General features: G+C 72.5%; 20 protein-coding genes and 3 pseudogenes. 10 read left to right on the plus strand and 13 right to left on the minus strand.

Features of this window, described 5'->3' with window-relative positions:
* Positions 1-29: 29 nt before the first annotated feature.
* Together JYK04_RS02975 and JYK04_RS02980 are read left to right on the plus strand one after the other, a co-directional pair.
* Entirely contained in the window at positions 30-524 is a 495-nt protein-coding gene (locus JYK04_RS02975) for a DUF4262 domain-containing protein (protein ID WP_229876508.1), read from the plus strand.
* Positions 521-1,338, plus strand: a protein-coding gene (locus JYK04_RS02980; RefSeq protein WP_373297484.1) for an IS5 family transposase whose coding sequence is annotated in 2 segments (ribosomal slippage) — positions 521-875 and positions 875-1,338 — 819 coding nt in all. Because the reading frame shifts where the segments join, the coding sequence is not laid out codon by codon here. The genes JYK04_RS02975 and JYK04_RS02980 overlap by 4 nt, the downstream gene beginning before the upstream one ends.
* A gap of 6 nt (positions 1,339-1,344) precedes the next feature.
* On the opposite strand, the gene JYK04_RS02985 is transcribed toward JYK04_RS02980, so the two are convergent.
* The gene (locus tag JYK04_RS02985; protein WP_229876462.1) at positions 1,345-1,824 is read right to left on the minus strand and encodes a hypothetical protein; all 480 of its coding nucleotides are present in this window, start codon (positions 1,822-1,824) and stop codon (positions 1,345-1,347) included.
* A gap of 127 nt (positions 1,825-1,951) precedes the next feature.
* Here JYK04_RS02985 and JYK04_RS02990 point away from each other — a divergent pair.
* Positions 1,952-2,362: pseudogene (locus JYK04_RS02990) on the plus strand (DUF4265 domain-containing protein).
* Positions 2,363-2,380: 18 nt separating this feature from the next.
* Here the strand turns inward: JYK04_RS02990 and JYK04_RS40965 are convergent.
* Both JYK04_RS40965 and JYK04_RS02995 read right to left on the minus strand, forming a co-directional pair.
* Positions 2,381-3,046 (minus strand): annotated as a pseudogene (locus JYK04_RS40965) (NF041680 family putative transposase); the annotation flags it as partial.
* A gap of 249 nt (positions 3,047-3,295) precedes the next feature.
* On the minus strand, positions 3,296-4,621 hold the full coding sequence (locus JYK04_RS02995; RefSeq protein WP_189743627.1) for a hypothetical protein: 1,326 nt from the start codon (positions 4,619-4,621) through the stop codon (positions 3,296-3,298).
* A 438-nt stretch (positions 4,622-5,059) separates the two neighbouring features.
* Between JYK04_RS02995 and JYK04_RS03000 the strand changes: the two are divergent.
* A pseudogene (locus JYK04_RS03000) lies at positions 5,060-6,239 on the plus strand (transposase); the annotation flags it as partial.
* Between the two features lie 9 nt (positions 6,240-6,248).
* Here JYK04_RS03000 and JYK04_RS03005 read toward each other — a convergent pair.
* Both JYK04_RS03005 and JYK04_RS03010 read right to left on the minus strand, forming a co-directional pair.
* Positions 6,249-8,426 carry a SpoIIE family protein phosphatase gene (locus JYK04_RS03005; RefSeq protein ID WP_229876468.1) on the minus strand — a complete coding sequence of 726 codons (2,178 nt, stop codon included), beginning with the start codon at positions 8,424-8,426 and terminating at the stop codon, positions 6,249-6,251.
* 90 nt (positions 8,427-8,516) lie between these two features.
* Entirely contained in the window at positions 8,517-8,876 is a 360-nt protein-coding gene (locus JYK04_RS03010) for an MmcQ/YjbR family DNA-binding protein (protein WP_189743629.1), read from the minus strand.
* A gap of 104 nt (positions 8,877-8,980) precedes the next feature.
* Here JYK04_RS03010 and JYK04_RS03015 point away from each other — a divergent pair, with 104 nt between their 5' ends.
* The gene (locus JYK04_RS03015; protein WP_189743630.1) at positions 8,981-11,110 is read left to right on the plus strand and encodes a DUF4139 domain-containing protein; all 2,130 of its coding nucleotides are present in this window, start codon (positions 8,981-8,983) and stop codon (positions 11,108-11,110) included.
* An 8-nt stretch (positions 11,111-11,118) separates the two neighbouring features.
* A complete protein-coding gene (locus JYK04_RS03020; RefSeq protein WP_189743632.1) occupies positions 11,119-12,684 on the plus strand; it encodes a DUF4139 domain-containing protein in 1,566 nt (521 codons plus the stop codon).
* Positions 12,685-12,813: 129 nt separating this feature from the next.
* Here JYK04_RS03020 and JYK04_RS03025 read toward each other — a convergent pair whose 3' ends face one another.
* Positions 12,814-13,485 (minus strand): TetR/AcrR family transcriptional regulator, encoded by a 672-nt coding sequence (locus JYK04_RS03025; RefSeq protein ID WP_189743634.1) that lies wholly within the window; start codon positions 13,483-13,485, stop codon positions 12,814-12,816.
* Between the two features lie 172 nt (positions 13,486-13,657).
* Between JYK04_RS03025 and JYK04_RS03030 the strand changes: the two genes are divergently transcribed.
* The gene (locus JYK04_RS03030; protein WP_189743635.1) at positions 13,658-14,692 is read left to right on the plus strand and encodes a medium chain dehydrogenase/reductase family protein; all 1,035 of its coding nucleotides are present in this window, start codon (positions 13,658-13,660) and stop codon (positions 14,690-14,692) included.
* 804 nt (positions 14,693-15,496) lie between these two features.
* Here JYK04_RS03030 and JYK04_RS03035 read toward each other — a convergent pair.
* Together JYK04_RS03035 and JYK04_RS03040 are read right to left on the minus strand one after the other, a co-directional pair.
* Positions 15,497-16,081, minus strand: a complete 585-nt coding sequence (locus JYK04_RS03035; protein ID WP_189743637.1) for a DinB family protein — start codon at positions 16,079-16,081, stop codon at positions 15,497-15,499.
* A gap of 105 nt (positions 16,082-16,186) precedes the next feature.
* Positions 16,187-17,770 carry an alpha/beta hydrolase gene (locus JYK04_RS03040; RefSeq protein WP_229876485.1) on the minus strand — a complete coding sequence of 528 codons (1,584 nt, stop codon included), beginning with the start codon at positions 17,768-17,770 and terminating at the stop codon, positions 16,187-16,189.
* 194 nt (positions 17,771-17,964) lie between these two features.
* On the opposite strand from JYK04_RS03040, the gene JYK04_RS03045 reads away from it, so the two are divergent.
* Complete coding sequence (locus tag JYK04_RS03045) at positions 17,965-19,032, plus strand: PI-PLC domain-containing protein (protein WP_189743639.1); 1,068 nt, start codon at positions 17,965-17,967, stop codon at positions 19,030-19,032.
* A gap of 66 nt (positions 19,033-19,098) precedes the next feature.
* On the opposite strand, the gene JYK04_RS03050 is transcribed toward JYK04_RS03045, so the two are convergent.
* Together JYK04_RS03050 and JYK04_RS03055 are read right to left on the minus strand one after the other, a co-directional pair.
* Entirely contained in the window at positions 19,099-19,380 is a 282-nt protein-coding gene (locus tag JYK04_RS03050) for a WhiB family transcriptional regulator (protein WP_189743641.1), read from the minus strand.
* A gap of 47 nt (positions 19,381-19,427) precedes the next feature.
* Positions 19,428-20,516 carry a mechanosensitive ion channel family protein gene (locus tag JYK04_RS03055; RefSeq protein ID WP_189743643.1) on the minus strand — a complete coding sequence of 363 codons (1,089 nt, stop codon included), beginning with the start codon at positions 20,514-20,516 and terminating at the stop codon, positions 19,428-19,430.
* Between the two features lie 135 nt (positions 20,517-20,651).
* On the opposite strand from JYK04_RS03055, the gene JYK04_RS03060 reads away from it, so the two are divergent.
* Positions 20,652-21,161 (plus strand): ATP-binding protein, encoded by a 510-nt coding sequence (locus tag JYK04_RS03060; protein ID WP_189743645.1) that lies wholly within the window; start codon positions 20,652-20,654, stop codon positions 21,159-21,161.
* On the opposite strand, the gene JYK04_RS03065 is transcribed toward JYK04_RS03060, so the two are convergent.
* Positions 21,115-22,041: a SigB/SigF/SigG family RNA polymerase sigma factor gene (locus JYK04_RS03065; RefSeq protein WP_189743647.1), complete on the minus strand. Its 927-nt coding sequence runs from the start codon at positions 22,039-22,041 to the stop codon at positions 21,115-21,117. The genes JYK04_RS03060 and JYK04_RS03065 overlap by 47 nt on opposite strands.
* 179 nt (positions 22,042-22,220) lie before the next feature.
* Here JYK04_RS03065 and JYK04_RS03070 point away from each other — a divergent pair, with 179 nt between their 5' ends.
* Complete coding sequence (locus JYK04_RS03070; RefSeq protein ID WP_189743649.1) at positions 22,221-22,628, plus strand: helix-turn-helix transcriptional regulator; 408 nt, start codon at positions 22,221-22,223, stop codon at positions 22,626-22,628.
* A gap of 25 nt (positions 22,629-22,653) precedes the next feature.
* Here the strand turns inward: JYK04_RS03070 and JYK04_RS03075 are convergent, their stop codons facing one another.
* Both JYK04_RS03075 and JYK04_RS03080 read right to left on the minus strand, forming a co-directional pair.
* Positions 22,654-23,415, minus strand: coding sequence for a YqjF family protein (locus JYK04_RS03075; RefSeq protein WP_189743651.1), 762 nt, complete (start codon positions 23,413-23,415; stop codon positions 22,654-22,656).
* A gap of 29 nt (positions 23,416-23,444) precedes the next feature.
* Complete coding sequence (locus tag JYK04_RS03080) at positions 23,445-24,671, minus strand: cation:proton antiporter (RefSeq protein WP_189743653.1); 1,227 nt, start codon at positions 24,669-24,671, stop codon at positions 23,445-23,447.
* Positions 24,672-25,158: the final 487 nt, after the last annotated feature.

Here is a 25,158-nt window from a genome sequence, read left to right on the forward strand (position 1 = left end):
ACGTGCGGGCGCACGGCTGGCACGTGGTCATGGTCCCCGAGGACGAGGTGGGCCCCGGGTTCGCCTACACGATCGGTCTCGCCCACACGTACGGCGCCCCTGAACTGAGCACGTTCGGACGTGATGTCCACGAGATGCACCGCATGCTCAACGTGCTCGGCGACCTGGCCGGCGCCGGCGCCTCGTTGGAGGACGGTCGGGAACACCGGGGCGTGCTGGACGGCGGGCCGGTACGGCTCAGGAGCGTCGACACGCGCTGGTACCGGACCTTCTTCGGACGGGCGACCAGGATCTACCAACGCCCCCGCTCCCGTTCCTGCAGGTGCCCTGGCCCGACGCGGGTGGGCGCTGCCACTGGGAGGAGCAGGCCGGCCGGGACCACCAGGCGTCACAGCCCCGCCTGTGGCTGGCGCCCGACGACCAACCCGTGGGGGTCTGGACCGTCGAACTCTGAAGTCGCGCGTCCTCAGCTTGTCCTTAGACGTTGTTTCTTTTGGCGTGATCGTTCGTTGAACCGTGCATGACGGATCTGGTTGAGCGGCTGGTGCCGGACGAGTTGTGGGTGCTGTTCCGGCGGGTGGTACCTCCTACAGAGGCCATACGCCCGCAGGGCGGCGGCCGGCGTCGAGCTGGTGACCGCGAAGCCTTGGCCGCGATCATCTTCGTGGCGACCTCGGGCTGCACGTGGCGGCAGCTTCCGCCGGTGTTCGGCCCGAGCTGGCAGACGGTCTACCGACGCTTTGCCCAGTGGAGCCGGGCCCGGGTCTGGGCCCGGCTCCACCGCGTCATCCTCGACGAACTCGGCGCCCGCGAAGAACTCGACTGGTCGCGCTGCGCGATCGACTCCGTCAGCATGCGGGCTGCAAACGGGGGCCTCTGACGGGACCGAATCCGACTGATCGAGGCAAGTTGGGATCGAAGATTCATCTGCTCACCGACCGGAACGGGCTGCCGCTGTCGCTGGGTATCTCCGGTGCGAACATGCATGACAGTCAAGGTCTTGAACCGCTCGTGCGGGGCATCCCGCCGATCCGCTCACACCGCGGCCCACGGCGGCGACGACCGGCGAAACTACATGCCGACAAGGGCTACGACTCCGATCACCTGCGCCGATGGCTCCGCAAGCGCGGCATCCGCCACCGCATCGCCCGCCGCGGCATCGAGTCCTCGCAGCGGCTCGGCCGCCACCATTGGGTTGTTGAGAGGACTGTGTCCTGGCTCGTCGGCTGCCGTCGGCTTCACCGCCGCTACGAGCGCAAGGCCGAACACTTCCTCGCCTTCGCCGGCATAGCCGCGGCCCTCATCTGTCACCGCAGACTCGTTCGCGTGGACGAGTAGGAACAGTCAGCGTGAGGCCCCGACACTGGCGACCCAGACACCGAACGGCACGATCTCCGGCCCGGTCTCGGTCTTCACCGTGACGCTCTGCACGTCGTTCAGATCCGACCAGGCGCTGGAGACTGTCTCGCTGACAGCCAGAAACCTCTCGACGACCGGACCGAGGTCGTCGGAAGCCACATAGGCGCCGCTGAACGGCAACGCATCCGGGGGCACAGAACCGGTTGAGCACCGAAGCTGCCCGGCCTGTTCGTCGTGCCACACGTAGAACGTCGCCACGCCGGGAAAGCCCAGGTCGCGAATGCGTTCCTGGATGGCAGCAGCAGTCCGCTCGAAGGCGGCCACCACTGCGTCGACGGACAACGAAATCCTGTCCTCGTCCGCCGTACTCAGCGACCAGGTGTTGGTCTCCCACTCCACCCGCCGGTCAGCCGGCTCCAGGACCAGGGGCTCGGCCGCCACCTCAGCAATCCACGTCAACAGCACTACAGCAGTATCCTGCACTGCTCGGCCCGCGAGGCACCAAAAGAAACGACGTCTTAACCTCCATGCCGTGACGGCTGAGGTTGATCTCCAGCTCAGACCCGTGCGAGGCCTCGTTGACGGTCGGCGCATGATGGCCGTCATGGAGAACGTGGTCGAGAAGATATAGGTCTGGTTCCGGTTCGTCCCTCGCGAGGGACGGTTCCCCCAAGACACCGAGGACCTGTGGGCGACGCCCCTCGGCAATGACACGGCGTGTGTGCAGAACATCCCGTTTCTCCAGAATGGGGTTGCCGAGGGCGATGTAGTGCGATAGCAGACCGACACCGACGGGCTCCACTGGGCTGTCGGGCGGGTCAGTTCGTCCGCCAACTGCACGATCCGTGTGGTGCCTGTGCCCACCGGCCCCCTGGGACGCAGTCCGCAGGCGGTGCATCAGCGCCTTTCGGTTTTCGAGCTCGGAGTCGAGGTCTTCAGCGAGGACTTTCCCCTGGTGGCCTTCACCGCACCGGAGGCCGGATGTAGCACCGGCGAGTGGTGAAACGCCTGAGCTTGCCGGCTAGCCGATTCGTCGAGGTTTGGTGCCGACCTTGTGATGTGCGGGTCGGGCGTACGACTCGCCTGTGGCGAGGACGCGTCCGACGTCGTATCGGATGGCGGGTCTCCGGTTCTTCGAGCCGGGTGGGCGGCCGGGTCCCGGTCGAGTGGGTTTCGGTGCACGGGCTGGAGTGCCCGTCTTCACGCGGAGGCTCGTGAACCTCCGGCGGACTCGGGCGGGGGTGAGTCTGTTCGGTTCTGCCGGCCGTTCCCACGGCCGACGGAAGTCGCGCGTGGGTGGCCGGGCGAGCCGAAGTCGGGGGTGGGCGGCCAGGACGAGCCAGGTCCAGAGGTCGGCCGCGGCGGAGTCCCGGAGCTTGGGTCGGGTCCAGCCGAGCGTCTGCTCGAGCAGGCGGAAGGTGTGCTGCACGTCGAACCTTCGCAGGACGGCCTGCCAGCATCGGTCTACGTCCTCGGGGCGGGCGCTGGTGCCGGACCCACCAGAGCCAGACGGGCTTGTTCACCCCGCCGCTGGGCAGTTTCGCGACCGTCAACCTGATCACGGTGCCCACGATGATGGGCAAGGGGCCGTCGTGATCACCCCATACCGCCCGGCGGGTCAGCCGGGGTGTAGCCGGTCCCAGTCCTGCGCGGTCGCCGTCCCGTACCGCTCGGTGTCGGTCACGGTCCTACCGCCACCTCTCCCCAGGTCTGATCGCCTGCTTCTTCCTCCAGGGCCTCGCCTGGCAGATGCCGGCGACCCCGCCGGCTACCAGTTCTTCACCGACCTCGGCCTCTGAGGTCCTGCGCCGCCGCCCCCGGCCAGCGGGACGCGCGAAGGCCCCGCCTGCGACCCAACCGCAGGCGGGGCCTTCGTCATGCCGTGCTCGCGGACCGGGCCCCGGCCGCGGGGGCTGCGGACCGGCGCGCGGGGCCGTCAGGGAGCGGCGACGTACACGACCTGGCTCACGGCGTTCTCGAACTGCGGCGCGCCGGTGTAGGTCGCACGCCAGTAACCCGCCCCTGCCTGCGGGGCGGTGGTGGAGAAGGCGAAGCCCTCACCGTTCCACCTGGCGTCCGGCACGGTGGCAACGGTGGTCCAGCCGCCCTTGCCGGTGGCGGAGTACTGGATGTTCACCGGGATCGTGCCCGGCGTCGAGTTGCCTTCGAACCCCATGCTGCCGCCGACCTCCACGGTCGCGGCATCGGAGCGGGTCGCGGTGAGGAACCGGAACGCGGCGGGCTGCACGACCATGATGTCGACGCTCGCCTGGGCGTCGGCCAGGAACAGGTCGTCGCTGTGCCAGCCGACCGCGATCGAGGAGTTGCTCCAGAGCGGCTGGGTCGCCGGGAAGAGCGCGTTGCCGCCGGCGTCCGTGGTGCGCTGGACGAAGTCGCCGAAGGAGTTGGAACCCATCGTCTTGCCGGCCAGCGGCTGCCAGCCGGTGGGCGAGTTCCAGAGCAGGGTGGCGCTGGTCGAGTTCACCGTGCCCTTGAACGGAACCTTCCGCTCGCTCGGAGTCTCGACGATCTTGGTGGCGGTCTTCTTCACCGTGATCGGGAAGGTCTTCGAGGAGGACTGGTTGTAGAAGACGTGGTTCGGGTCGTACTGGAAGGCCGCCTCGATGCGGTTCTGGTATTGGTCGGTGACCGGGAGCGTGGCGGAGAAGCTGCCGTCCGCCGCGGTCGTCACCTCCGCGTACTCCATGTACGAGGTGACCGCCACGGTCAGCCCGCCCATCGGGGTGATGGCGCCGGAACCCGGCCACTGGCCCATCAGGTGACCGCTGATGGTGACGCTGCGGTGCTGGTAGTCGACCGTGGTGCGGTCGACCTTCGTGTCCTTCATGTTCGTCTGCACGGCGTAGTAGAAATAGCCCACGCCGGCGGCGGAAAGCGTGTCGCCGCCCTCGTCGGAGGCCGACACGTCGATGCGGTAACTGCCCAGGTCCGGCAACTGGATGCGCCCGCGGTTCTTCCACGTACCGTTCTCGGCGGTGCCGGAGGTCAGATCGAAGTTCCCCACCGTGGCCACGGTCTGCTGGGTTTCCATCGAGTACAGGCTGACCTTGACGTTCTTGACGGCGCTCGGCGCGGTCAAGGACAGGACGATCTTGCCGTTGTTGGTCCAGTCGTTGTGAGCTTCCTGGACCGTGATGCCGGTGACTCCGCTGTCCGCGTGCGCGGCCGTGGTGCCGCCCAGAACGAGACTCCCGGCGGCCAGCGCTGCGGCACAAGCCAGCAGGGCACGACGAGTTGCCATTGTTCCCCCCTTGTACACCGCTGTGTCGCCGACTGGCGATCAGCAGACGGACGCTACCAGCACCCCCGCCCCGTCCTCCAACGGGATATGCGGGACGTGGCGGGGCCGCGGTCACGACCCCGCAGGGCCGGTGCGGCGCCTGTGCCCGGGCGCTGGGAGGGCTTCGGGTGGCTCAGGCGGGTACGGCTCCGGTACGCAGGGCGAACTCCCGAAGGCCTGGCAGGCGTGCCGGACTGTAGAGCAGGCTCGACGTCAGCGCCCGCAGCGCCGGGCGCCGGACTTCTTGAGCAGCCTCTTGCCGGACGCGGCGCAGTGCGGCGAACTCCTGCGCACCGACGGGGACGCACGACACTACTGCCTGTCGCCGCACGGGGGCGCCGTGCGGGACGGTGACGGCAGCAGGCGGACGGCACAGGGCCGTTACGCTGCCCGCACCACGGCCGCATCGACATCGACGGGCTGCGGCGGACGCTGGCCGCGCTGCCCCAGCCCAAGGCAGCCGATGACCGGCTCCTGCTGGCCGTGGACGTGACCAACTGGCTGCGGCCCGATGCGGAGTGCAGTGCGGACCGGCTGTTCTGCCACACCTTCGGCCGCGGCCGGGACCAGCACCTGATGATCCCGGGCTGGCCGTACTCGTTCGTCGCCGCGCTCGAATCGGGCCGCACCTCCTGGTGCCAGCTGCTGGACGCCGTGCGACTCGGCCCCGAGGACGATGTCGCCGAGGTCACCGCCCGCCAGGTCCGCCGGGTGGTCGAGGACCTCGTCGTCTTCGACGCCCCGCGCATGGCCTACCTTCTCGACGGGCTGCCCGACGAGGTCCTGGGGCGGATGCGCTCGGACCGTGTCGTGCGCCGACCAGCACCAACACAGTTGGAGTATGCCTCGGCCTATCCCCAGGGAGGGCGTCCTCCGAAGCACGGCAAGGAGTTCCGGTTCGCCAAGCCCGAGACCTGGGGCGGGCCCGACACGGCGACCGTCCAGGTCACCGACCGCTACGGCACCGCGCAAGCGACGGCCTGAGACCGCATCCACCCCCGCCTCACCACCCGCTCAGCCTGGATCGACCACGACGCCGAACTCCCCATCACTGGGGGGACGTTGATCCGGCTGGCAGTCGACCGTCTGCCAGCCGGCGGAGACCCGGTGCCAATGTGGCTGTGGTCCTCCGCCACCGGCATGACCGGTGCCGATGTCGATCTGCGCTGACAGGCGTTCCTCCGGCGCTTCGACCTGGAGCACACGTTCCGGATGTTCAAGCAGACGCTCGGCTGGACCCGGCCCAAGCTCTGCACCCCAGAGGCGGCGGATCGGTGGACGTGGTTGATCATCGTCGCGCACACCCGGCTACGGCTCGCCCGGCCGCTCACCGAGGACGCCCGACGGCCCTGGGAACGGCCAGCGGAACCGAACAGACTCACCCCGGCCCGGGTCCGGCGGGGGTTCAGGACCCTCCGCCCACACCTACCCTGCCCGGCCCCGTGCACCCAAACCCGCCCGGCCCGGTCCCGGCCGCCCGCTCGGCTCAAAGAACCAGAGGCCCGCCACCCGCTACGACGTGGGCAAAACCGTCCGGCGCCCCGAGAGCATCATCGAACGCGACCGGATCAGACCATAAAGAACAAGCTCAGACGCGGTGCGCGAACGCGGCGGGGACCGGGCCCTCGGTGCGCAGCAGCAGCAGGGCGATGTCGTCGGGGCGGGGGCCGTCGCGGTGGGCGTGCTCGATGAGTTCGTCCGCCAGGTCCCCGAGCGGGTGGTGCTCGGGGGCGTCGCCGATCAAGGCCGCGACCGCGCCGATGGCGTCCTCGATGTCCCGGCCGGGGGCCTCGACGAGCCCGTCGGTGTAGAGGGCGAGGAGGGTGCCGGGGCTGAAGGGGATCTCGACGGCCGTGTACGAGGCCCCGGGCTCGATGCCCAGGAGGAGTCCGGCCGGCGGGTTCAGCATCTCGGTCTTCCCGCCGGGGTGGCGCAGCAGGGGCGGCGGGTGACCGGCGGAGGCCAGCCGGACCGTGTGGCCGGCGAGGTCGATATGGGCGTACAGGCAGCTGGTGAACAGCCCGGGTTCGAGGTCGGTCAGGAGCCGGTTGGTGCGGGCGAGCACCTCTTCCGGGGGCGCTCCGGCGCCCGCGTGGACGGCGGTTCGAACCTGGCCCATGAGGGCGGCGGCGTTCACGTTGTGGCCCTGGACGTCCCCGATGGCGGCCGCGACGGTGGTGTCGTCGATGCGGATGAGGTCGTAGAAGTCGCCGCCGATCTCGAGGCCGTGCGCGGCCGGACGGTAGCGGGCGGCCACCTCGAGGCGGGGGACGCGCGGCAGGGTGTGGGGCAGCAGGCCCGTCTGCAGGCTGCGGGCGAGCTGGTGGGTGGCGTCGTAGAGGCGGGCGCGGTCCAGGGCCTGCGCGATCAGCCCGGCGATCGAGGTCAGGACGGCGCGCTCGCCGGGGGCGAAGACACGGGTGTGCGCGTAGGCGAGGACGAGGGAGCCGATGGGGCGGTTGGAGGCGATCAGGGGCAGGAACGCCCAGGCGGCCATGCCCTCCTCGACCACCGCGTCGGGGTGGGCGGCCAGGAGCTCGCCCACGTCGCCGAAGAACAGGGGGGTGGAGGTGTGCAGGATGTGGGTGATGGCGGTGTCGGCCGAGACGGGGGTGCCGTCGAGCGCCGCCAGGTGTTCGGCGGAGTATCCGCGGTGGCCGACGATCCGCACCCGCCCGTCCTGCTCGGCCAGCATGGCGAGGGCGTGGGCGCCCAGGGACGGGACGATCTGGTCCGCGGCCTTCTCCACGACGTCCTGCGCGTGGGCGGCCTCGGTGAGGGTGACGGCCAGCATCATGAGCGGGTAGAGCGCGGTGGCCCGGCTGGGTGCGGACTGCTCGGGGTCCGCCGACGGGAGGGGGGCCGGGGGGCCGTCCCGGTCGCCGAGCGCGGTGATGCGGACGCTGATCCCCGTGTTGTCCGGGTAGAGCTCGAAGCACAGCTGCTGTCCGGTGGGGCGCTCGGCGGTGAAGCTCCGGGGCAGCCGGCTCATCGCGGTGGCCCGGTAGTGGTTCTCGATGGCGGGCGTGTCCATCCAGGGAAGGGCCTCCCAGGGCAGGGCTCCGAGCAGGCCGGAGACGGGCGCGCCGAGCAGGTCGGCCGCCTCCTGGGTGATGAAGGTGATGGTGCCGTTCAGGTCGAGTGCGCAGTTGCCTCCGGGGAGGCGCCGGACGAAGGCCATGGTGGCCGCCGCCTCGGCCGGGCCCGGTGTGGGTGAGGGGAGCGGTCGCAGGATGACCGGATGCGGTGCCGGCCGCAGCGGCCGGCCCTGGCCGGCGGCCCGTAGCAGGATGCGCGCCATGAGGCTGCGGGCCGATTCCAGGGCCTTGCGTTCCCGCTCGTCGAGGTCGGGCCCGTGCGAGCCGGGCCACAGGAACACCAGGCCGGCCCCGGTGGGCTCGGCGGCCCGGTCGGCGGCTCCGGCGGTCAGGGGGGCGGCGGCGAGCGCGAAGTCGTACGGGAGGACGAGGCCGAGGCGCGGATAGCGGCGGGCCGTGTCCTCCTGGCCGCCGAGCCAGACGAGCCGGCCCTCACGGACCGCGTCGGCCACGGGGATGGGGTCGTCCAGGGCGACACGGGACCAGGGCGCCGCGAACTCCCGGGAGAGCCCGGAGGCCAGCATCAGGTGCAGTACGCGCCGGGTGGGGTCGGGGTCGGGCAGGTAGAGCATGCCGATGGACGCTCCCGCGTCGGCACAGGCCCCGACCAGTGCCTCTCTCAGCGCACGCCGGCCGGCCTGCTGATCACGCCCCGGAACGTTTCGCACCTGACCATGGTCTCTCCATATCCCCCCTCCCGTCGGTACCCGCCCGTCCCGGCGAGCCCCTACGAGCCGTCGGCGGCCCCGCCCGGGGCTTCAGGACGGCCCCTGGGGCCCGAGGTCGGGATGGTCCTTGAGCAGGCCGGGCGGCGCGGCCTGGCGCCAGGAGTCGACGACGATGGCGCGGAGCTCGTCGGTGTCGTCGAGGGCCGCCAGGCGTGCCCGTACCCAGGCGAAGGACGCCTCGTGGTCCGCGACCCAGAACTTCCCGGGCTCGGCGCGGACCAGCTCGTCGCGTTCCTCCTTGGGGCAGCGGACGGCCAGCGACGTCTCGTCGTCGGGCAGGGTCAGGAACATCTTCCCGGCGACCCGGAAGGTGGGCATGGCCCAGGCTTCCTTCTCGGTCGTCTCCGGGAGGGCGAGGGCGATTTCACGGACTTCGTCGGACGTGCACACACCCTGACCGTACGACAGGCCACCGACATCGGGACTCGGCACGGACGCGCGGATCGCTCGGGCGTAGGCTTCGATCGGCACGGACGCATCGGGGGGCGGGGTTCATGACGGCGGAGACGGCACAGCGGTGGGGTTCGACCCTCGATTCGGTCGTGGTGTACGCGCAGGGCGCGGTCTGCCGCCGGCTGGTCCGGGGCAGCGTGCCGGCGGACGGACGGGTACGGGTGATGGGGCTGCCCCGCTCGCTCGACCCGGGCTCGCTTCGGGCGAGTGTGCTGGGCGCCCCCGGGGTGCGCGTGACCGAGGCCCGGGTCGAGGTCGAGGCCGCCCCGCGCGGCACCGGCGGCGCACCCGATGTCCTGCGGCGCGAGGTCGAACGGCTGCGCGACGAGTACGCGGCGGCGCAGGGCCGCCGGGACCGGCAACAGGTGCTGATCGACGAGGTCAGGGCCCTGCGGCCGGTGCCCCCGGCCCCTGACCCCGAGGCCCCGCACCGCCGTACCCCGGTCGACGCGTGGCTGGAGCTCGCCGACTTCACCGAAGGGCGGCTGACGGCGCTGCACGCCCGGCTCGTCGAGCTGGAGGACGCGCTGCGCCTCGCCGGGCACGAGCTCGGCGTCGCCGCGGACCGGCTCGCCCGCGCCTCCACCGACGCTCCGCAGGCGCACGTGGAGACCACGGTCTCCGCGCTCCTGACCCTCGCCACCACGGGGGACGCGGAGGGCGACGCCGGGGAGGTCGAGCTGGAGTTGGAGTACGGGGTTCCGGGAGCCGTCTGGGTACCGGCGTACCGGCTCACGCACCGTCAGGGCGACGGCGACGGCCGTCTGGTGCTGCGCGCCTCGGTCGCCCAGCGCACCGGCGAGGACTGGACCGGTGTGCGCATCGCGCTGGCCACCGCCGACCTGCGGCGCCGCACCGACCTGCCGAAGCTCCGTTCGGTCCGGATCGGGCGCCGGCAGGCCGCCCCCGCGCCGTCCGGCTGGCGCGAGCCTCCGGCGGGTCTCGCCGACCTGTTCACCGGCTACGAGGCGGCCGGCCCCGGCCGCGCTGCCGTGACCGTCCCGCCCCCGGCCGTCAGGGCCGGCTCCGCGTCCGGTCCCGTACCGCCGCCCCCGCCACCACCACCCGCCCCGGCGACTGCGGCCGCGCCCGCGCCGCAGGGCTACGGCGCACTCCCGGTGCCCGGCGGCGCGTACGGCGCCGTCGCGGACGGCGTCGGCGGCGCGCTGCCCGCTTTCGCCCAGCCTGCCCGCCCGCGGCCGGCGGGCAGGCCGCGGGGCGGCGGCGCGGCCTTCGGCGGGGCCCCCGCTCCCGCGGCTCCCGCGGCCCCCGGCCGGGCCGCTCCCCCGGCGCCCGCACCGGCTCCGACGCCGGAACCGCAACCGGTGGCCGGTCCTCCGCAGCCGAGCGGCGCCGAACTCGACTACGCCGCCCTCGTCCTGTGCGGCGCCGCCGAGCAGGGCGGTCGCAGGGGCCGGCTGTTCCCCGGCTCCCCCGCCGACCCGGTGGCGGCCGAACACCGCCGCCGCGCCGAGGCGGTGGGCGGGCTGCCGCTGCCCGGGCACGCCGTGCGGCCCCGTGAGTCGGCGGGTTCCTTCGACCACCGCTTCGATGCCGCCGCCCGCGCCGACATTCCGTCGGACGGCACCTGGCACACCGTCACCGTCGGGGAGATCCCGGTCGGTCTGCGCACCGAGTACGTGTGCGTGCCGTCCGTGGAGCAGACCGTGTACGCGACGCTGGTGCTCTCCAACGCCACCGACCAGGCGCTGCTGGCCGGCCCGGTGGAGGTCACCGTCGGTGAGGACTTCCTGCTGACCGCCGCCCTGCCCACCCTCGCCCCCGGCGGGGTCCGCCGGGTGGGGCTCGGACCCGCCGAGGGCGTCCGGGTCACCCGTCGTACGAACCTGCGCGAGTCGACCTCGGGCCTGCGCAACAACACCACGGTGCTCGACCACCAGGTCCACGTGGAACTGGCCAACCGGCTCGCCGGTCCCGTCACCGTCGAGGTCCACGAGCGGGTGCCCGTCACCTCCGATCCGGACGTCCGGATCGAGGAACGCGCCGGCTGGACGACACCCGAGGCCGGCGCCGGACCGGAACACCACGCCCCGGGCACCCGCGTCTGGCGGGTGGACCTGCCCGCCGGGGGGACCACCGCCCTCGACGGCGGCTACGAGATCCGCATCCCGGCCGGCAAGGCCCTGGTCGGCGGCAACCGCAGGAGCTGACACCCATCATGTCCACGGCCCCGAAGCCGATCGCCCTTCCCGTCACCGCCGTCACCTGCCTGGAGGACCGCGCCCACGTCGAGCGCACCGCCGTACTGGACCTGGAGGCGGGGGTCCAGCGGCTGCGGCTCGGTCCGGTCAGCGCGCTGGCCGTCGACCGCACCCTGCACGCCGAGCTGGCCGCCGAACACCGGGCCACCGTGCTCGACGTACGGATCGTCCGCAGCTGGGAGCCGCGCGGGCCGCTGCCGTCCGCCGACGAGGACTCCGCCCTGCGCCTGCGCGTGCACGCCCTCGAAGAGGACCAGCTCGCCCTGGGGCAGCTGCGCGACCGGCTGCACGCCCGGCTCGACGTGCTCGGCGGCCTCGCCGCCGATCTGCTGCGGGAGATCGGCGAGGGCGCCGGCTCCGGGGAGACCGACGGGGCCCGCTGGGCTCGCGAGATGGACCGGGTGGACGGGGAGCGCGATGCGTACGGTGAGCAACTGCGCACCGTCGACGCCCGGTTGGCCGCCCTTGCCGTGGAGCTCGGGGAGACCCGGCAGGCCATGGACCGCTCCGAGACCGAGCCCGCCGAGCTGGTGGGTCATATCGAGCTGACCGTGGACAGCGCGGCCCCCGGTCCGGCCCGGCTGCGCCTGAGCCACCTCACCCCGTGTGCGCTGTGGCGGCCCGCCTACCGGGCCGTCCTGGACGGGGACTCGCTGACGCTGGAGACCGACGCGATGGTCTGGCAGCGCACCGGCGAGGACTGGTCCGACGTGCGGCTGACCCTGTCGACGGCCCGGTCGGCGCTGGCCACCGAGCCGCCGCGGCTGGACGAGGACCGCCTCACGCTGGGTGACCGCACGGCGGCGGAGCGCCGTACGGTCGACGTCGAACTGCGCGAGGAGGAGATCGGGGACCTCGGTCCGGCGGCTCCGGTGCTCGGCCTGCCCGGGGTGGACGACGGGGGCGAGGCGCGGGTGCTGCACTCCCCCGCACCGGTCTCCGTACGCGCGGACGGCCGCGCCCACCGGGTGCCGCTCTCCGCCTTCAGCACGGCCGCGAGCAGCGAGTACGCCTGCTCCCCCGAGCTGTCCCCGCTGGTCACCCGGGTGGTGTCGTTCGACAACCGGTCCGGTCACGCGCTGCTGGCGGGTCCGGTGGACCTGGTCCGCGGCAGCGGGTTCGGCGGCCGCGGCACGCTGGACTTCACCGCCCCGGGCGCCCCGGTCGAGCTCGCCTTCGGCAGCTGCGACGACCACAGGGTGGTCCGGTACGCCGAGGAGTCCCGCGACTCGGCCGGATTCACCCAGCGGACGGTGGTCACGCGCACGGTCCGGCTACACCTGTCCCGGTTCTCCGCCCCCGGGGACCACGGCGAACGGATGGTCGTCGTCCGGGAGCGGATCCCGGTCTCGGAGGTCTCGGCGGTGGAGGTGCGCCTGCGCAAGGAGGCCTGCTCGCCGGCGCCGGACACGGTCGATTCCGAGGGCATCGCCCGCTGGAACGTGCCGCTCGCGCCGGGCGGCCGCCGGACGGTCACCCTGGTCTACGAGCTGTCGGCGAGCGCCAAGGTCACCGGGCTCTGAGCGGAGCGGAGCGGCGGCCGTGACCGACGGCCGACCCGGACGGCTGTGGGCGGCTACGACGGCGCGCTGAAGCGCCGCTTCCACGCGAGGGGTCGGGCCGCCCGGTCCGTTTTCCGGATCTGACGCCGCTCAGGGCGTCACGAGGCGGTCGACCTCGGCGTCGAAGAGCAGGGCCGGGTCCAGGCCCATGCCGGTGAAGTGGCCCGCCAGTTCCAGGGACAGCACGCCGTGCAGGCGGCTCCAGAAGGTCAGGGCCAGGCGCAGCGCCGACGGCGGGGCGTCCGGGTGGCTGCCCGCCCATGCGCGGTGCGCGGCCAGGTGGTCCTCGACGGCGGGCGGCTCCGTGTCCGGGGCCGCGGCCGGTACGGCGGCGGCGCAGGCGTCCAGCAGGACCGACATCAGTTCCGAGGCGATCGCGGTGACGTCCGCGGGCGCGTGGTAGCCGGGCACCGGGGTGCCGTAGACGAGGAAGTAGCGGTGCGGGTCCGCCAGGGCCCAGCGGCGCAGTACCTGCGCCAGCCCCGCGAGGTCGGGCCGGCCCGCTCCCCCGGCGCCGGCGGCGGCGATGAAGGCGTCGGCGAGGCTGCGGTAGGCGTCGCGGATGAGTTCGGTGATGAGCTCGTCGCGATTGGCGAAGTACCGGTACAGCGCCGGTCCGCTCATGCCCATCTGCTTGGCGATCGCGTTGAGGGAGAGCGCCGAGGCGCCGGAGCCGGCGATCTGCTGCCAGGCCTTCTCCTTGACCTCCTCACGCACCTGCTGCCGGTACCGCTCCCGGGGGGTCTTCGTGCTGCCCGTCATGCCCGCCGCCTCTCACCGCTCGCTCTTCACCACCAGGCGAGTTAGAGGCTATCACCATCGGCACAGCCACTTTCGATCGGACGAGCCACTCCCTTGACATCGACGAGATAGCCCATCACTCTTGTTACAGCTTCTAACGAACACGAGAAGCGGGAACTCACAGGAGGTCATGATGACGAACACCGTCGAGCGGGTCGAGGTCGTTCTGCCGGGCAAGGTCGAGCCGGAGGGCCTGCAGTTCCACCGCGGCCCCGTCCCGGTGCCGACGGCCGGCCAGGTGGTCGTCGCCATGGAGGCGACGGGCGTGTCCTTCGCCGAGCAGCAGATGCGGCGCGGCCGGTACTACGACCAGCCCCCGTTCCCCTTCGTCCCCGGCTACGACCTGGTCGGCACGGTGCAGGCGGTGGGTGACGGCGTCGGCTCCGCGCTGCTCGGCAAGCGGGTCGCCGCCCTGACGAAGACCGGAGGCTGGGCGAGCCACGTCGCGCTCACCGCCGCCGACGTGGTGGAGGTGCCCGAGGGCGTCAGCCCGGTGGACGCGGAGACCGCGGTGGTCAACGGCATCACCGCCTGGCAGATGCTCCACCGCAAGGCCCGGGTGCGCGCCGGCCAGACCGTCCTGGTCCACGGCGCCAACGGCGGGGTCGGCTCGATCCTGGTCCAGCTGGCGCTGGCCGCGGGCGCCCATGTGATCGGCACCGCCTCCACCCGCCACCACGACGCGCTGCGCGCTCTCGGGGTGACCCCCGTCGACTACCGCTCCGGGAACGTCCCCGCACGGGTACGGGCCCTCGCGCCCGGCGGGGTGGACGCGGTGTTCGACCACGTGGGCGGCGACGGCATCGTCGATTCCTGGCGGCTCCTGGCCCCCGGCGGCACGCTCGTCTCCTACGGCAGCGCCGCCACCCGCGACGACGAGGGCTCCGGCGCGTGGCCGGTGCTCAAGCTGCTCGGCCGGGTGTGGGTGTGGAACGCACTGCCCAACGGCCGCCGCGCGTACTTCTTCAACGTGTGGGCCGGGCGCGCCTACGCCAAGGACCGCTTCCGGGCACGCCTGCGCTCCGACCTCACCCAGGTGTTCACGGCCCTGCAGCGCGGCGAGATCACCGCCAAGGTCGCGGCCGAGATCCCGCTGGCCCGCGCCGCCGAGGCGATGCGCCTCGCCGAGTCCGGCACGGTCGCCGGGAAGGTCGTCCTCGTCCCGTGAATACGGCACTTGATCGACGGCTGCCTCACCGGCACGGGGTCTTGTGCTGGACTCCTGATGCACCGCACCCACACCGCGGTCGGTCGCACGGGCCGGGCGCGCGACCACGCCCGGCCGATGCCGCTGCCTGCCCGTCAGGTATTGGCCCCTCGGGCCGCTACCGCCCAGCGGTCCACGATCTGCCCGCCCTGCACCATGACCAGCACGCTCACCGCCGTCGCCACGGCGAGCAGGGCCAGATCGGCTGCCGCCTTGCCACGACGGCGGCGTCGGCCGGGAGGACCCCCGTGCGGTGGTGGCCGCTGTCGACCTCGATCACCACCTCGACCGGCGCGTGGTCCCGCGAACGGCATGCCCGAGACGCTGAACACTCTCGACGGAGTCGGCCCCGACGCGCAGGGCCGCGGTCTCCGCGAGTCGCCGAAGCCGCCGAGCCTTGCCGCTGTCGACCTCTGGTCACCACGGACGTGGCGACGCTGTTCAGCGCCATGGTGGCGGATGACAGCTCCATCAGTCGCGGCCAGCCGTTGAGGAGAGAAGGCAGGCCCAGGCAGCCCGAGTCTCCACTGGGGGACATCCAGCAAGACGGGACGCCCCGCCTGCACCGGATGAGCAGGTCGCCGGATCCCATCTCCCCGGCATCGGACAACACGTGCAGCCGGTCCCACCACCTTGCCGACGAGCAGCGAACGACGGCAGCAACGGGGCGGCCGGCTACCGGAGTTCATCAGGAACCAGACGCTTCGATGGATCAGCACCCACCGGCACCGTGCCGCACGGGCACCAAGTCACAGGAGACGACCGCTAAGCCTTGGTCGGTGCGGCCGACCTGGCGGCCTGCTCGATCTTCGCGCAGTAGGCCGCACGGGCTTCCTCGTCGATCTGCTTCTCGAGTTCGGCGCGCAACCCGGTCCGGCCGTCGAGGCCCTCGCGCAGGACATCGGCGTGCCCGGCATGCCGGATGGACTCGCCGAGGACATGGACCATGACGGCGAACAGGTTCGTGTCGGCATAAGGCTCCGGCCACCACGGCACGTGGCCGGGGGCGTCGAGGGGAAGCTCGTCGATCGTCGCGTCCGAGTGTTCCCACGTGCGCCGGTAGAACCCGATGATCTGATCGCGGGTCTCGTCCTCGGTCGCCCACAGATCGCTGCCGTCGGAGTCCTGCCACCGGGGCAGCGGTTCCGGGGAAGGGCGGTCGAAGACCTCGCCGAAGTACCTGGCTTCGACGGTGGCCACGTGTTTGACCAGGCCGAGGAGGTTGGTCCCGGTCGCTGTCAGGGGCCGGCGGGCGTCGTATTCGGACAAGCCGTCGAGTTTCCAGAGCAGCGCCTTGCGGTCCCGCCGCAGTCTCCCGTGCAGGTTGTCCTTCGCGAATTCATCGATCATGCAGCATGAGCCTGCCATGAGCTGCCCGTGGTCTCAAGATCCCTTATGTGGTCCGCGCCGACCGCCGGAGCCGAGGCCCGGCCACCGGCGCGGCCGCCGGGCACCTCAGGAGAAGGGCTGCCGGTCCGGCTGGCAGATCGTGCCGGGCGGCGGGAGCGTGCCGTCGATGAAGTAGCGGCTCTCGAAGTTGTTGATGCAGGTGCTGGAGTTGTTGAAGAGTGCGGTGTGGCCGTACCCGTTGTTGGTGAGCAGCCGGGCGTCGGCCAGCTCCTTGGCCATGGCCTGGGCGTCCGAGTGGGGTGTCGAGGGGTCGTAGGTGGTGCCTACCACCAGGACGGGGTTCGCCGTGGGCTTGTTCCACGGGCCGTCGTACCGGTTGGCGGCCCGGGCCGGCCAGGTCGCGCACGGCTCGCCGGACCAGGTCCAGTAACGTCCCGCGTCACCGGCGCGCTTGGCGCTGTCCTCCTCCAGACCGTGGTAGACGGCCGGGTCGCGCGGGTTGGGGCTGTCGCCGCACCACACGGCTCCCGCCTGTTCCTCCCCCAGGTACGGATTCGGGTTCGCGACCGGGGGCGGGGGCGGGTACTGGGCCGGCTTCGGGGCGCGGCCCTGCCAGAGGTCCTGGAGCCGGGCGGCGAGATCGGTCCAGCCGGGGTGGACGATGTAGAGGCTGCTGACCGCGTCGGCAACGGTGGTGGCGTACGTCCACCGGCCCACCGGGTGCTCGCGCAGGCGCCCCATCAGCTGGTCGAACTTGTCGCGGGTGGCCTGCGGGCTGCCGGCCGAGAAGGCGCAGCGGGCGGTGGTGGCCGATCCGCAGAGGTCGAGGAACTTGTTCAGGGTCGCCGCCCCGGTGCGGTCCGAGCCCATGCGCAGGAGGGTCGTGGTCCTCGGTTCGCTCGTCGAGGCGTTGTTCGTCCACGCCAGCGGGTCGATGTTGCTGTCGAGGACCATGGCGCGGACCTTGTCGGGGAACAGGTTGGCGTAGGTGGCGCCGAGGATCGTGCCGTAGGAGACGCCGAGGTAGTTGAGCTGCGGCTCCCCCACGGCCCGGCGGAGCAGGTCGAGGTCCTGGGCGGTGTCGGCGGTCGACACGTGGCGCAGGAGGTCGGGGTCGCGCTTCTCGCAGCGGCGGCCCAGGTCCTCGTAGGCGTCGATCCAGGCCGTGCGCTCCTTCTCGCCCACCGGGAAGCCGACCGGCTTGCCCGCGCCCCAGGCCTGGGCCTCCTCCGGGCTGTCGAAGCAGTTCACCGCGGTGCTGTTGCCGATGCCCCTGGGGTCCCAGCTGACGATGTCGTAGCGCTCGCGCAGGTCCTTCGGGAAGGAGTCGTAGTTCTGCGGCACCTGCACCGTCCCGGGGCCGCCGGGGCCGCCGGGGTTGACGAACAGCGTGCCCAGGCGTTTCGCGGGGTCGCCCGCCTTCCGGCGGACGACGGCCAGGTCGATGGTGCGGCCGGCGGGGGCCGCGTGGTCCAGCGGCACCTTGGCGGTGGCGCAGTCGTACGGGCTGCCCGGTTTGCAGGGGCTCCAGTCCAGCCGGGGGACGGTCTGCGAGGGCGAGGGCTCCGCCCGGGCCGCGGCGAGTTCCGGCGCGACCAGCATCGAGGAGCAGACCGCCGCCACGGTGAGGGCTGCCGCGCACCGGCGGCGGCCGGTCATCGGTCGGGGTGCGGGTCCAGATCCAGGCATGCTTCGCCCTCCTCCGGCACGTCGGGGGCGTGGTGCGGCGACCGGTGCCGTCGCACCGGTACGCGCCGCCGGCTCATATCTCAACCAAACCTCTGTTCGCGGGCGTGCGCGAGCCGGGCCGCCGGATCACGGCCGCAGCCGCAGTCGTGTCCGCAGGGGGGCGGATCCACGGCCCGAGCGCTATCCTCCGCGCCATGCTGATTGACATGGACATGCGATTACGGGTGCGGTCGCGCACCCTGGTGTGCCTGCTCCTGCTGGCCCTCGTGGGCACGGTGACCACAGCGGCCGCCTCCCCCGGGCCCGCGGCCCCCGCCACGGCCACGGCCCAGAAGGCCCCTCCGACCACCGCGGGCACCGCCGCCGCGGCCGCGGCCGCCCGCTGGGGCGACCGGCGGCTCGACGAGGTCGCCTTCCTGACCACCCACAACGCCTTCACCAACTACGAGGACTCCCGCTGGAGCTCGGTGAACCAGTCCGAGTCCGTACGCGCCCAGCTCGACAACGGCGTGCGCGGCCTGAGCCTGGACACGCACTGGTACGAACGCAGCACCTGGCTGTGCGTCATCAGCTTCGGCAGCGACTGCTACCCCAGCGACGTATACCTGTGCCACGGCGACTGCAAGACCTTCGCCGGAGCCACGTACGCCCTGCCGCGGCAGACCTTCCGCGGCACGATGCAGACCGTCGTGGACTTCCTCGCCGCCCATCCGCAGGAGGTCGTGACCGTCTTCCTGGAGGACTACGTCGGCGCCGATCAGCTGCAGGCGTCCCTCGGCCGGGTCAGCGGGCTGCAGGACATGGTGTTCCGGCCCGACCAGTGGGGCGTGCGACAGCACGGCTGGCCCAAGGTGGCCGACCTCGTCACCTCCGGCAAGCGGCTGCTGATCTTCTCGGACCGGTCCGACCGCGAGCACCTGGGCGTCATGTACGACAAGTCCTGGACCGTGAGCAACTACTGGAGCCTCGGGGACCTGGGCAACGACCTCTCGTGCGTCAGCCGCTGGTCCGACGTGCCGCTCGACCGCCAGGAGCCCGGATTCCGGCGGCTCTTCACGATGAGCCACCACCGCAACGTGCCCACGGTCCTCACCGCCGCCCTGGACAACGGGGCCAAGCTGCGCAGCCGCATCGCCGAGCAGTGCAGGTCGGCCACCGGGGGCCGCGACCCGAACTTCGTCTCCGTCGACTTCCACCGCCTCTCGGACGGCAGCGGCCACACGCCCGCCTCGATCGTCGCGGAACTCAACGCGCGCCCCTGATCCGCCGTCGGCCCGAGGCCCGCCGGCCGGGTGGACCGCCGCGTACGGCGCGGCGCACCCGGCCGGTCAGCCCGCCTTGCGCGCGCCCAGCGCCCGTCGCTCGTCCTCGGTCAGTCCGCCCCACACCCCGTACGGCTCCTGCACGCGCAGCGCGTGGCCCAGGCATTCCGCCCGCACCGGGCACAGCGCGCAGACCTCCTTGGCCTCCTGCTCCCGCACGGAGCGCTCCTCACCGCGCTCCCCCGCCGGGTGGAAGAACCGGTCCGTGCCGAGCTCCCGGCACGCCGCTTCCTCCTGCCACTCCCACAGGTGCTCCGCACGGCCCGGCAGGCGTGCCACCTTCGTCATGTCCCGACTCCTCTCCTCCGCCTTGCGCATGTCTTTCGACTCCTTGCTCACGCGTCTGACCCGGGTGCCCGTTTCGAAACGCCGTCCGCGTACTGCGACGGGACGGCGGCCGCGGACGTGGAGACCCGCGGCAGGGCGTACGGGTGCTTCTCGGCCAGCCAGGCGACGAGCTGTTCGCGTACCGCACAGCGGGCGGTCCACAGGTCGTCCGCGTCCTTCGCGGTGACGATCGCCCGCACCACGATGGAGCTGGGCGTCGTGTCGGTGACCGCCAGGTCCCAGCCCCGGCCGTCCCACGCCTCGCAGCCCTCCAGGATCTCCCGGAGCTTCTCGCGCATCAGCGCGACGGGGGTGGTGTGGTCGCAGTGCAGGAAGACCGTGCCGGTCATCTGGATCCCGCCGCGCGACCAGTTCTCGAAGGGGCGCCCGGTGAAGTACGAGACGGGCATGGTGATCCGGCGTTCGTCCCAGGTCCGCACGGCCAGGAAGGTGAGCGTGATCTCCTCGACCACTCCCCACTCGCCGGCCACCACGACCGTGTCGCCGATCCGCACCATGTCGCCGAAGGCGATCTGGAATCCGGCGAAGAGGTTGCCGAGGGTGGACTGGGCGGCCACGCCCGCGACGATGCCGATGATCCCGGCCGAGGCCAGCAGCGAGGTCCCGACGGCGCGGAGGCCGGGGAAGGTCAGCAGCATCGCGGCCGCGGCCACCACGGCGACCACGGCGGTGACGATCCTCATGATCAGCGTCACCTGGGTCCGGACGCGGCGCACGCGTGACGGGTCGCGGGTGCCGAGCGCGTAGCGCGCGTACGAGGACTCGACCACGGCGGAGGTGACGAGGACGACGCACCACGCGCCCGCGCCGATCAGTACGAGCGTCAGGACCTCGCCCACGGCCGCCTCGTGCTCCTGCAGCGGCTCCCACGCGATCTGCCGGTACACGGCGCGCAGCACCGCCGCGAAGAGCAGGAGCCGTACCGACGAACGGCAGCGGCGCAGCATGTTCCAGAGCGGTGTCTCGGGGTGCCGGGCACCCGCGCGCCGCAGCAGCAGGTCGGTGACCCTGCCCGCGACGAAGGTGAGCACGAGCGAGCCGCCGATGACGGCCGGTACTTGCACGAGGCTGTTCATGGCTCCTCTGGACGGGTCTGGAGGACGGGTCCCGTCGCGCGTGCCCGGCCCTCGCCCGGACAAACGGGGCGTCCGTTCCGTGATGGCGGGTACAAGCGACCACGACACGACAGCCGAGGACGAGGTGAGTGCGCAGTGCAGACCATCGGACCGGACACCGGCGGGCCCGTACCGGACGCGCGGGGGCCGGCCTTCCCCCAGCTCCGTCGGCTCGCCCTGCGCGACGCCTTCCGGCAGGTCGCGCGGGGCCGCCGGTTCACCCGCGAGGCGCTGGAGGACTGGGGGTGGGACGGCCGGGAGGCCGCCGAGGACGCGGTCCTGGTCGTGTCCGAACTCGTCACCAACGCCAACCTGCACGCCGGCGGCTGCCACGAGCTCGTGCTCCGGGCCGGGGACGTGTTCCGCGTCGAGGTGTACGACGGCCGCGCAGGGCTCCCGCGGCCGCTGCCCGCGCCGCATCCGGGCCGGCCGGGGCGCCCTGGCGGGCACGGCCTGCGCCTGGTGCACCGGCTCGCCGACCGCTGGGGCGTCCGGGCGGTCGGGCACGGCAAGGTCGTCTGGGCCGAGTTCGACGCCGAGCGCCTGCGGACGGACCGGGTCAGGTGTGCAGCAGTTCCTCGCGCAGGGAGCCCAGCGTGCGGGTGAGCAGGCGGGAGACCTGCATCTGGGAGAGGCCGATCTCCGCGCCGATCTCCGCCTGGGTCATCTCCTGGCCGAAGCGCAGCTCCAGGATCTGGGTGGAGCGCTCGTCCAGGTCGGCGAGCAGGGGCGCGAGGGCGTGCCGGTCCTCGACCGCCTCCAGGGCGGGGTCGATCTCGCCCATGGTCTCGGCGAGGCTGCGCGTGCTCCGTGCGGCGGCGGACGCCTGGGTGCCGCCGGTGGCGCCGTCCTGGGGTACGTCGAGGGACTGCGTGGAGTAGGCGTTGGCCGCGACCAGGCCCTGGCGGACCTCGTCCTCGGTGAGGTCCAGCCGCTCGGCGAGCTCCGCGGGGGTGGGCGCGTGGTCCGTCTCGGCGGTCAGCTCCTCCGTGGCCTTCGCGAGCTCCAGGCGCAGCTCCTGGAAGCGGCGCGGCACCCGTACGGCCCAGGTGGTGTCCCGGAAGTGGCGCTTGATCTCGCCCGTGATGTAGGGCAGGGCGAGGGTGGTGAGCTGTGTGTTGCGCTCGGGGTCGTAGCGGTCGATCGCCTTGATCAGTCCGATGATGCCCACCTGGACGATGTCCTCGTTCTCGGGGCCGCCGGGGCGGTCGCGGAACGGGCGGGCGGCGAACTGCACCAGTGAGATGTTCATCTCGATCAGCGTGTTGCGCACGTACTGGTACTCGCGGGTGCCCTCTTCGAGGCTCTGCAGCCGTTCGAAGAAGACGCGGGTCAGCTCCCGGGCGTCGCGGGTCGACAGTTCCCGTGGGCAGGGCACGTCCGGGAGCCCGCCGAGTGCGGGGGCTTCGCCGGTGCCACCGCCGGGGGTGGCCGTCGTCGGGATCGTCGTCGGGGTCATGGCCTCGGCCGTGGCCGTGAAGGTCATCGTCTTCGCTCCTTGGGCACGTGTGCTTGCGGTGCGGTGCGTCGCTCGATTGCTCAGGTCATGCGGAACTCTGCTTCCGCTTCCCCTGCACCCTGTCGGGGCCGGGGACAGACGTCAAGTAATACCGGAAATCTGGTTCTGGAATTGCTTTTCGTGAGTCATCCCTCAAGAATGACGATGTGGAGAGCGAGCGCCCAGGTCCCCGCCGTAACGGCTGGACCTTCCTGACGAACCATGCCCGGGTTCTGATCGCCATCGCGCGCGACCCCGGCATCCGGCTGCGCGACATAGCGGCGGACTGCGGTCTGACCGAGCGCACCGTGCAGGCGATCGTCACGGACCTGCAGGCGGACGGGTACCTCGACAAAACGCGGGACGGGCGGCGCAACCGCTACGTCGTCGCCCCCGGCGCCCGCTTCCGGCACCCGGCGGAGGCCGGCCACGAGATCGCCGGGCTGCTGGCCTACCTCACCAGCCCGCTGACCGCGCCGACGCCGACCGCACCGGAGCCCACCACTCCGACGCCGCCGTCCGCCGAGGTGGCGAACGACACACCCGGCCACGGCGAGTCCCGCACGACCGTGTGATCGCCTGGCGGGCGCCGTACCCGTGTCAGGAGCGTCCCAGGGAGGGCCGCCCGAACCGCACGGGGACCCCCGGCGAGTAGAGCACGCTCACGGGCGGCCCGGCCGGGGCGGGCAGGCCCGCCGCAACCACCAGGTCCTCGTCGCAGTCGAGGAGCTCCGCGCGGTGCAGCGGCCAGCGCGGGTGCGCGTTCGGGACGTACAGCGGCCGGCCGAAGAGCTCCGTGTGCATGCCCCAGCGGGCGGTCAGGAAGTGCTCCAGGACCGTCGGCTCCGCGATGCGCCCGCCCACGCGTACGGCGATCCGGCTGTGCGCGCCGCGCGGGCCGGGCAGGCGCCGGCCACTGGTGTACGTGACCGTGTCGCCGTCATGGCGGACCGTCATCCGGGACCAGACGTACGGCAGCCGGAACGCGGCCCGGCCGACGGCCACCGGGATCAGCCGGGAGGCGTCCAGTGAGCGGAAGACCACACCCCGGCGGCCGCCGGCGTCGACCGAGTAGAGGCGGACGTTGGTCTCCGGGAAGGAGCCCAGGTAGGGGACGCCGGGAAGACGGAACCAGCCGACCTTGTGCATGCGGAAGGCCACCAGCCCGACGTACGTGACCCCGTCCAGCGTGTCCGGCACGGTGCCGGCCGGCAGCAGCGGCGCGACCTGGGCCGGGGCGGCGGTCCAGTGCAGGAACGCCAGGTCGAGCCAGGACTGGGTGAGCAGGGGCCGGTTCACCGGATGCGGCGGGTCGGCCGTTATCGGCTCCGGGACCACGGCGGGCGGCGGATTCTGACGCATTCGGCCAGTATTCCCCCGCACGCCCGGGCTCAGGCGTCGACGGTGACCGTGGGCCCGCGGCGCCCGGCGGCATCGGCGGGGGGAGCCACCGGTACGGGGGGCTTCGCCCGGCGGGTGAGGAGGTCGGCCAGCGGTTCGGTGCAGCGGGCGGTGAGCGGGCCGATGACGACGAGGATCAGGACGTAGGCGGTGGCCAGCGGGCCGATCCGGGGTTCGACACCCACGGCGAGGCCGGCGATGACGATGGAGAACTCGCCGCGGGCGACGAGGGTGCCTCCGGCCCGCCAGCGGCCCTTGGCGTGGATCCCCGCGCGGCGGGCCGCGTACCAGCCGGTGGCGATCTTCGTGAGCGCGGTGGCGACGGCGAGGAGCAGGGCGGGGAGGAGGACCGGCGGAATGTCCGCGGGATCGGTGGACAGGCCGAAGAAGACGAAGAAGACCGCGGCGAAGAGGTCCCGCAGCGGGGTGAGGAGGGTGGCGGCGCCCTCCGCGACCTCTCCGGACAGGGCGATGCCGACGAGGAAGGCGCCCACGGCCGCGGAGACCTGGAGTTGCTGGGCGATCCCGGCGACGAGGAGGGTGAGGCCGAGGACGACGAGGAGCAGCATCTCGGCGTTGTCGGAGGAGACGGCGCGGCTGATGAGCCGTCCGTGGCGCAGGGCCACGTACAGCACGGATCCCACGGTCCCCAGGGAGATCAGCAGGGTGACGGCGCCTCCCGCCAGGCTCACTCCGGCGAGCAGCGCGGTGAGGATGGGCAGGTAGACGGCCATGGCGAGGTCCTCGATGACCAGGATGCCGAGGACGACGGGGGTTTCGCGGTTGCCGAGGCGGCCGAGGTCACCGAGGACCTTGGCGATGACTCCCGAGGAGGAGATCCAGGTGACGCCGCCGAGGGCGACCGCGGCGACGGGTCCCCAGCCCAGGAGCAGCGCGGCGGCGGCTCCGGGTGCGGCGTTGAGGACGAAGTCGACGGCGCCGGAGGGGTATTGGGTCTTGAGGTTGGTGACGAGTTCGGCGGCGCTGTATTCCAGGCCGAGGAGGAGCAGGAGCAGGATGACGCCGATCTCGGCGCCGGTTCCGACGAACTCCCCGCTCGCCTGGAGGGGGAGGATGCCACCGCGGCCGAAGGCGAGTCCGGCGAGCAGGTAGAGGGGTATGGGGGAGAATCCCACGCGCCCGGCGAGCCTGCCGAGCAGGCCCAGGGCGAGGATGATGGCTCCGAGTTCGATGAGCAGGGCGGTCGTGTGGTGCACGGGCGTCGGTCCTCCGGTCGGTTCGGTGACGGCGTCAGTGCCTTCTCGGGTACGGGAATCCGGGTGCGGTGCCCGGTGGGTGTGGTGCTGCCCGGCGCGGCAGGCGTGCGCGACCGCCGGCCGGCCGGCGAAGGCGGGACCGGGCCGGTCTCGGCGTGCGGGTGGGCGAAGGGACGGCGCACCGTTCACGGCCCGGTCTCGGGCACGGTGGGCGAACCGGAAGGCGTCGGCTCACTCTTGGCGGGCGCACCGGGAACCGGGCGGTCGACGAAGGCCGTTGGGGCCGTCGGGGAAGGGACCACGCGGCGCGTGGTTACGCGTCGTCAGACGCGAGGAGCGGTGCGGCCGGTATCAGGCACGCTGTCGCGGGCCGTGTTGTCCATACGGACCGCCCTCGCGGGGCGCACGGGCCGCGGGTTCGGCGACGGGGCGGCGGGCGGCTTCAGGGCATGGATGTCTCGACCCATGTCATGTCCCCCCGTTCGCA

Origin of the sequence: Streptomyces nojiriensis, assembly GCF_017639205.1 — a bacterium.
GTDB lineage: Bacteria > Actinomycetota > Actinomycetes > Streptomycetales > Streptomycetaceae > Streptomyces > Streptomyces nojiriensis.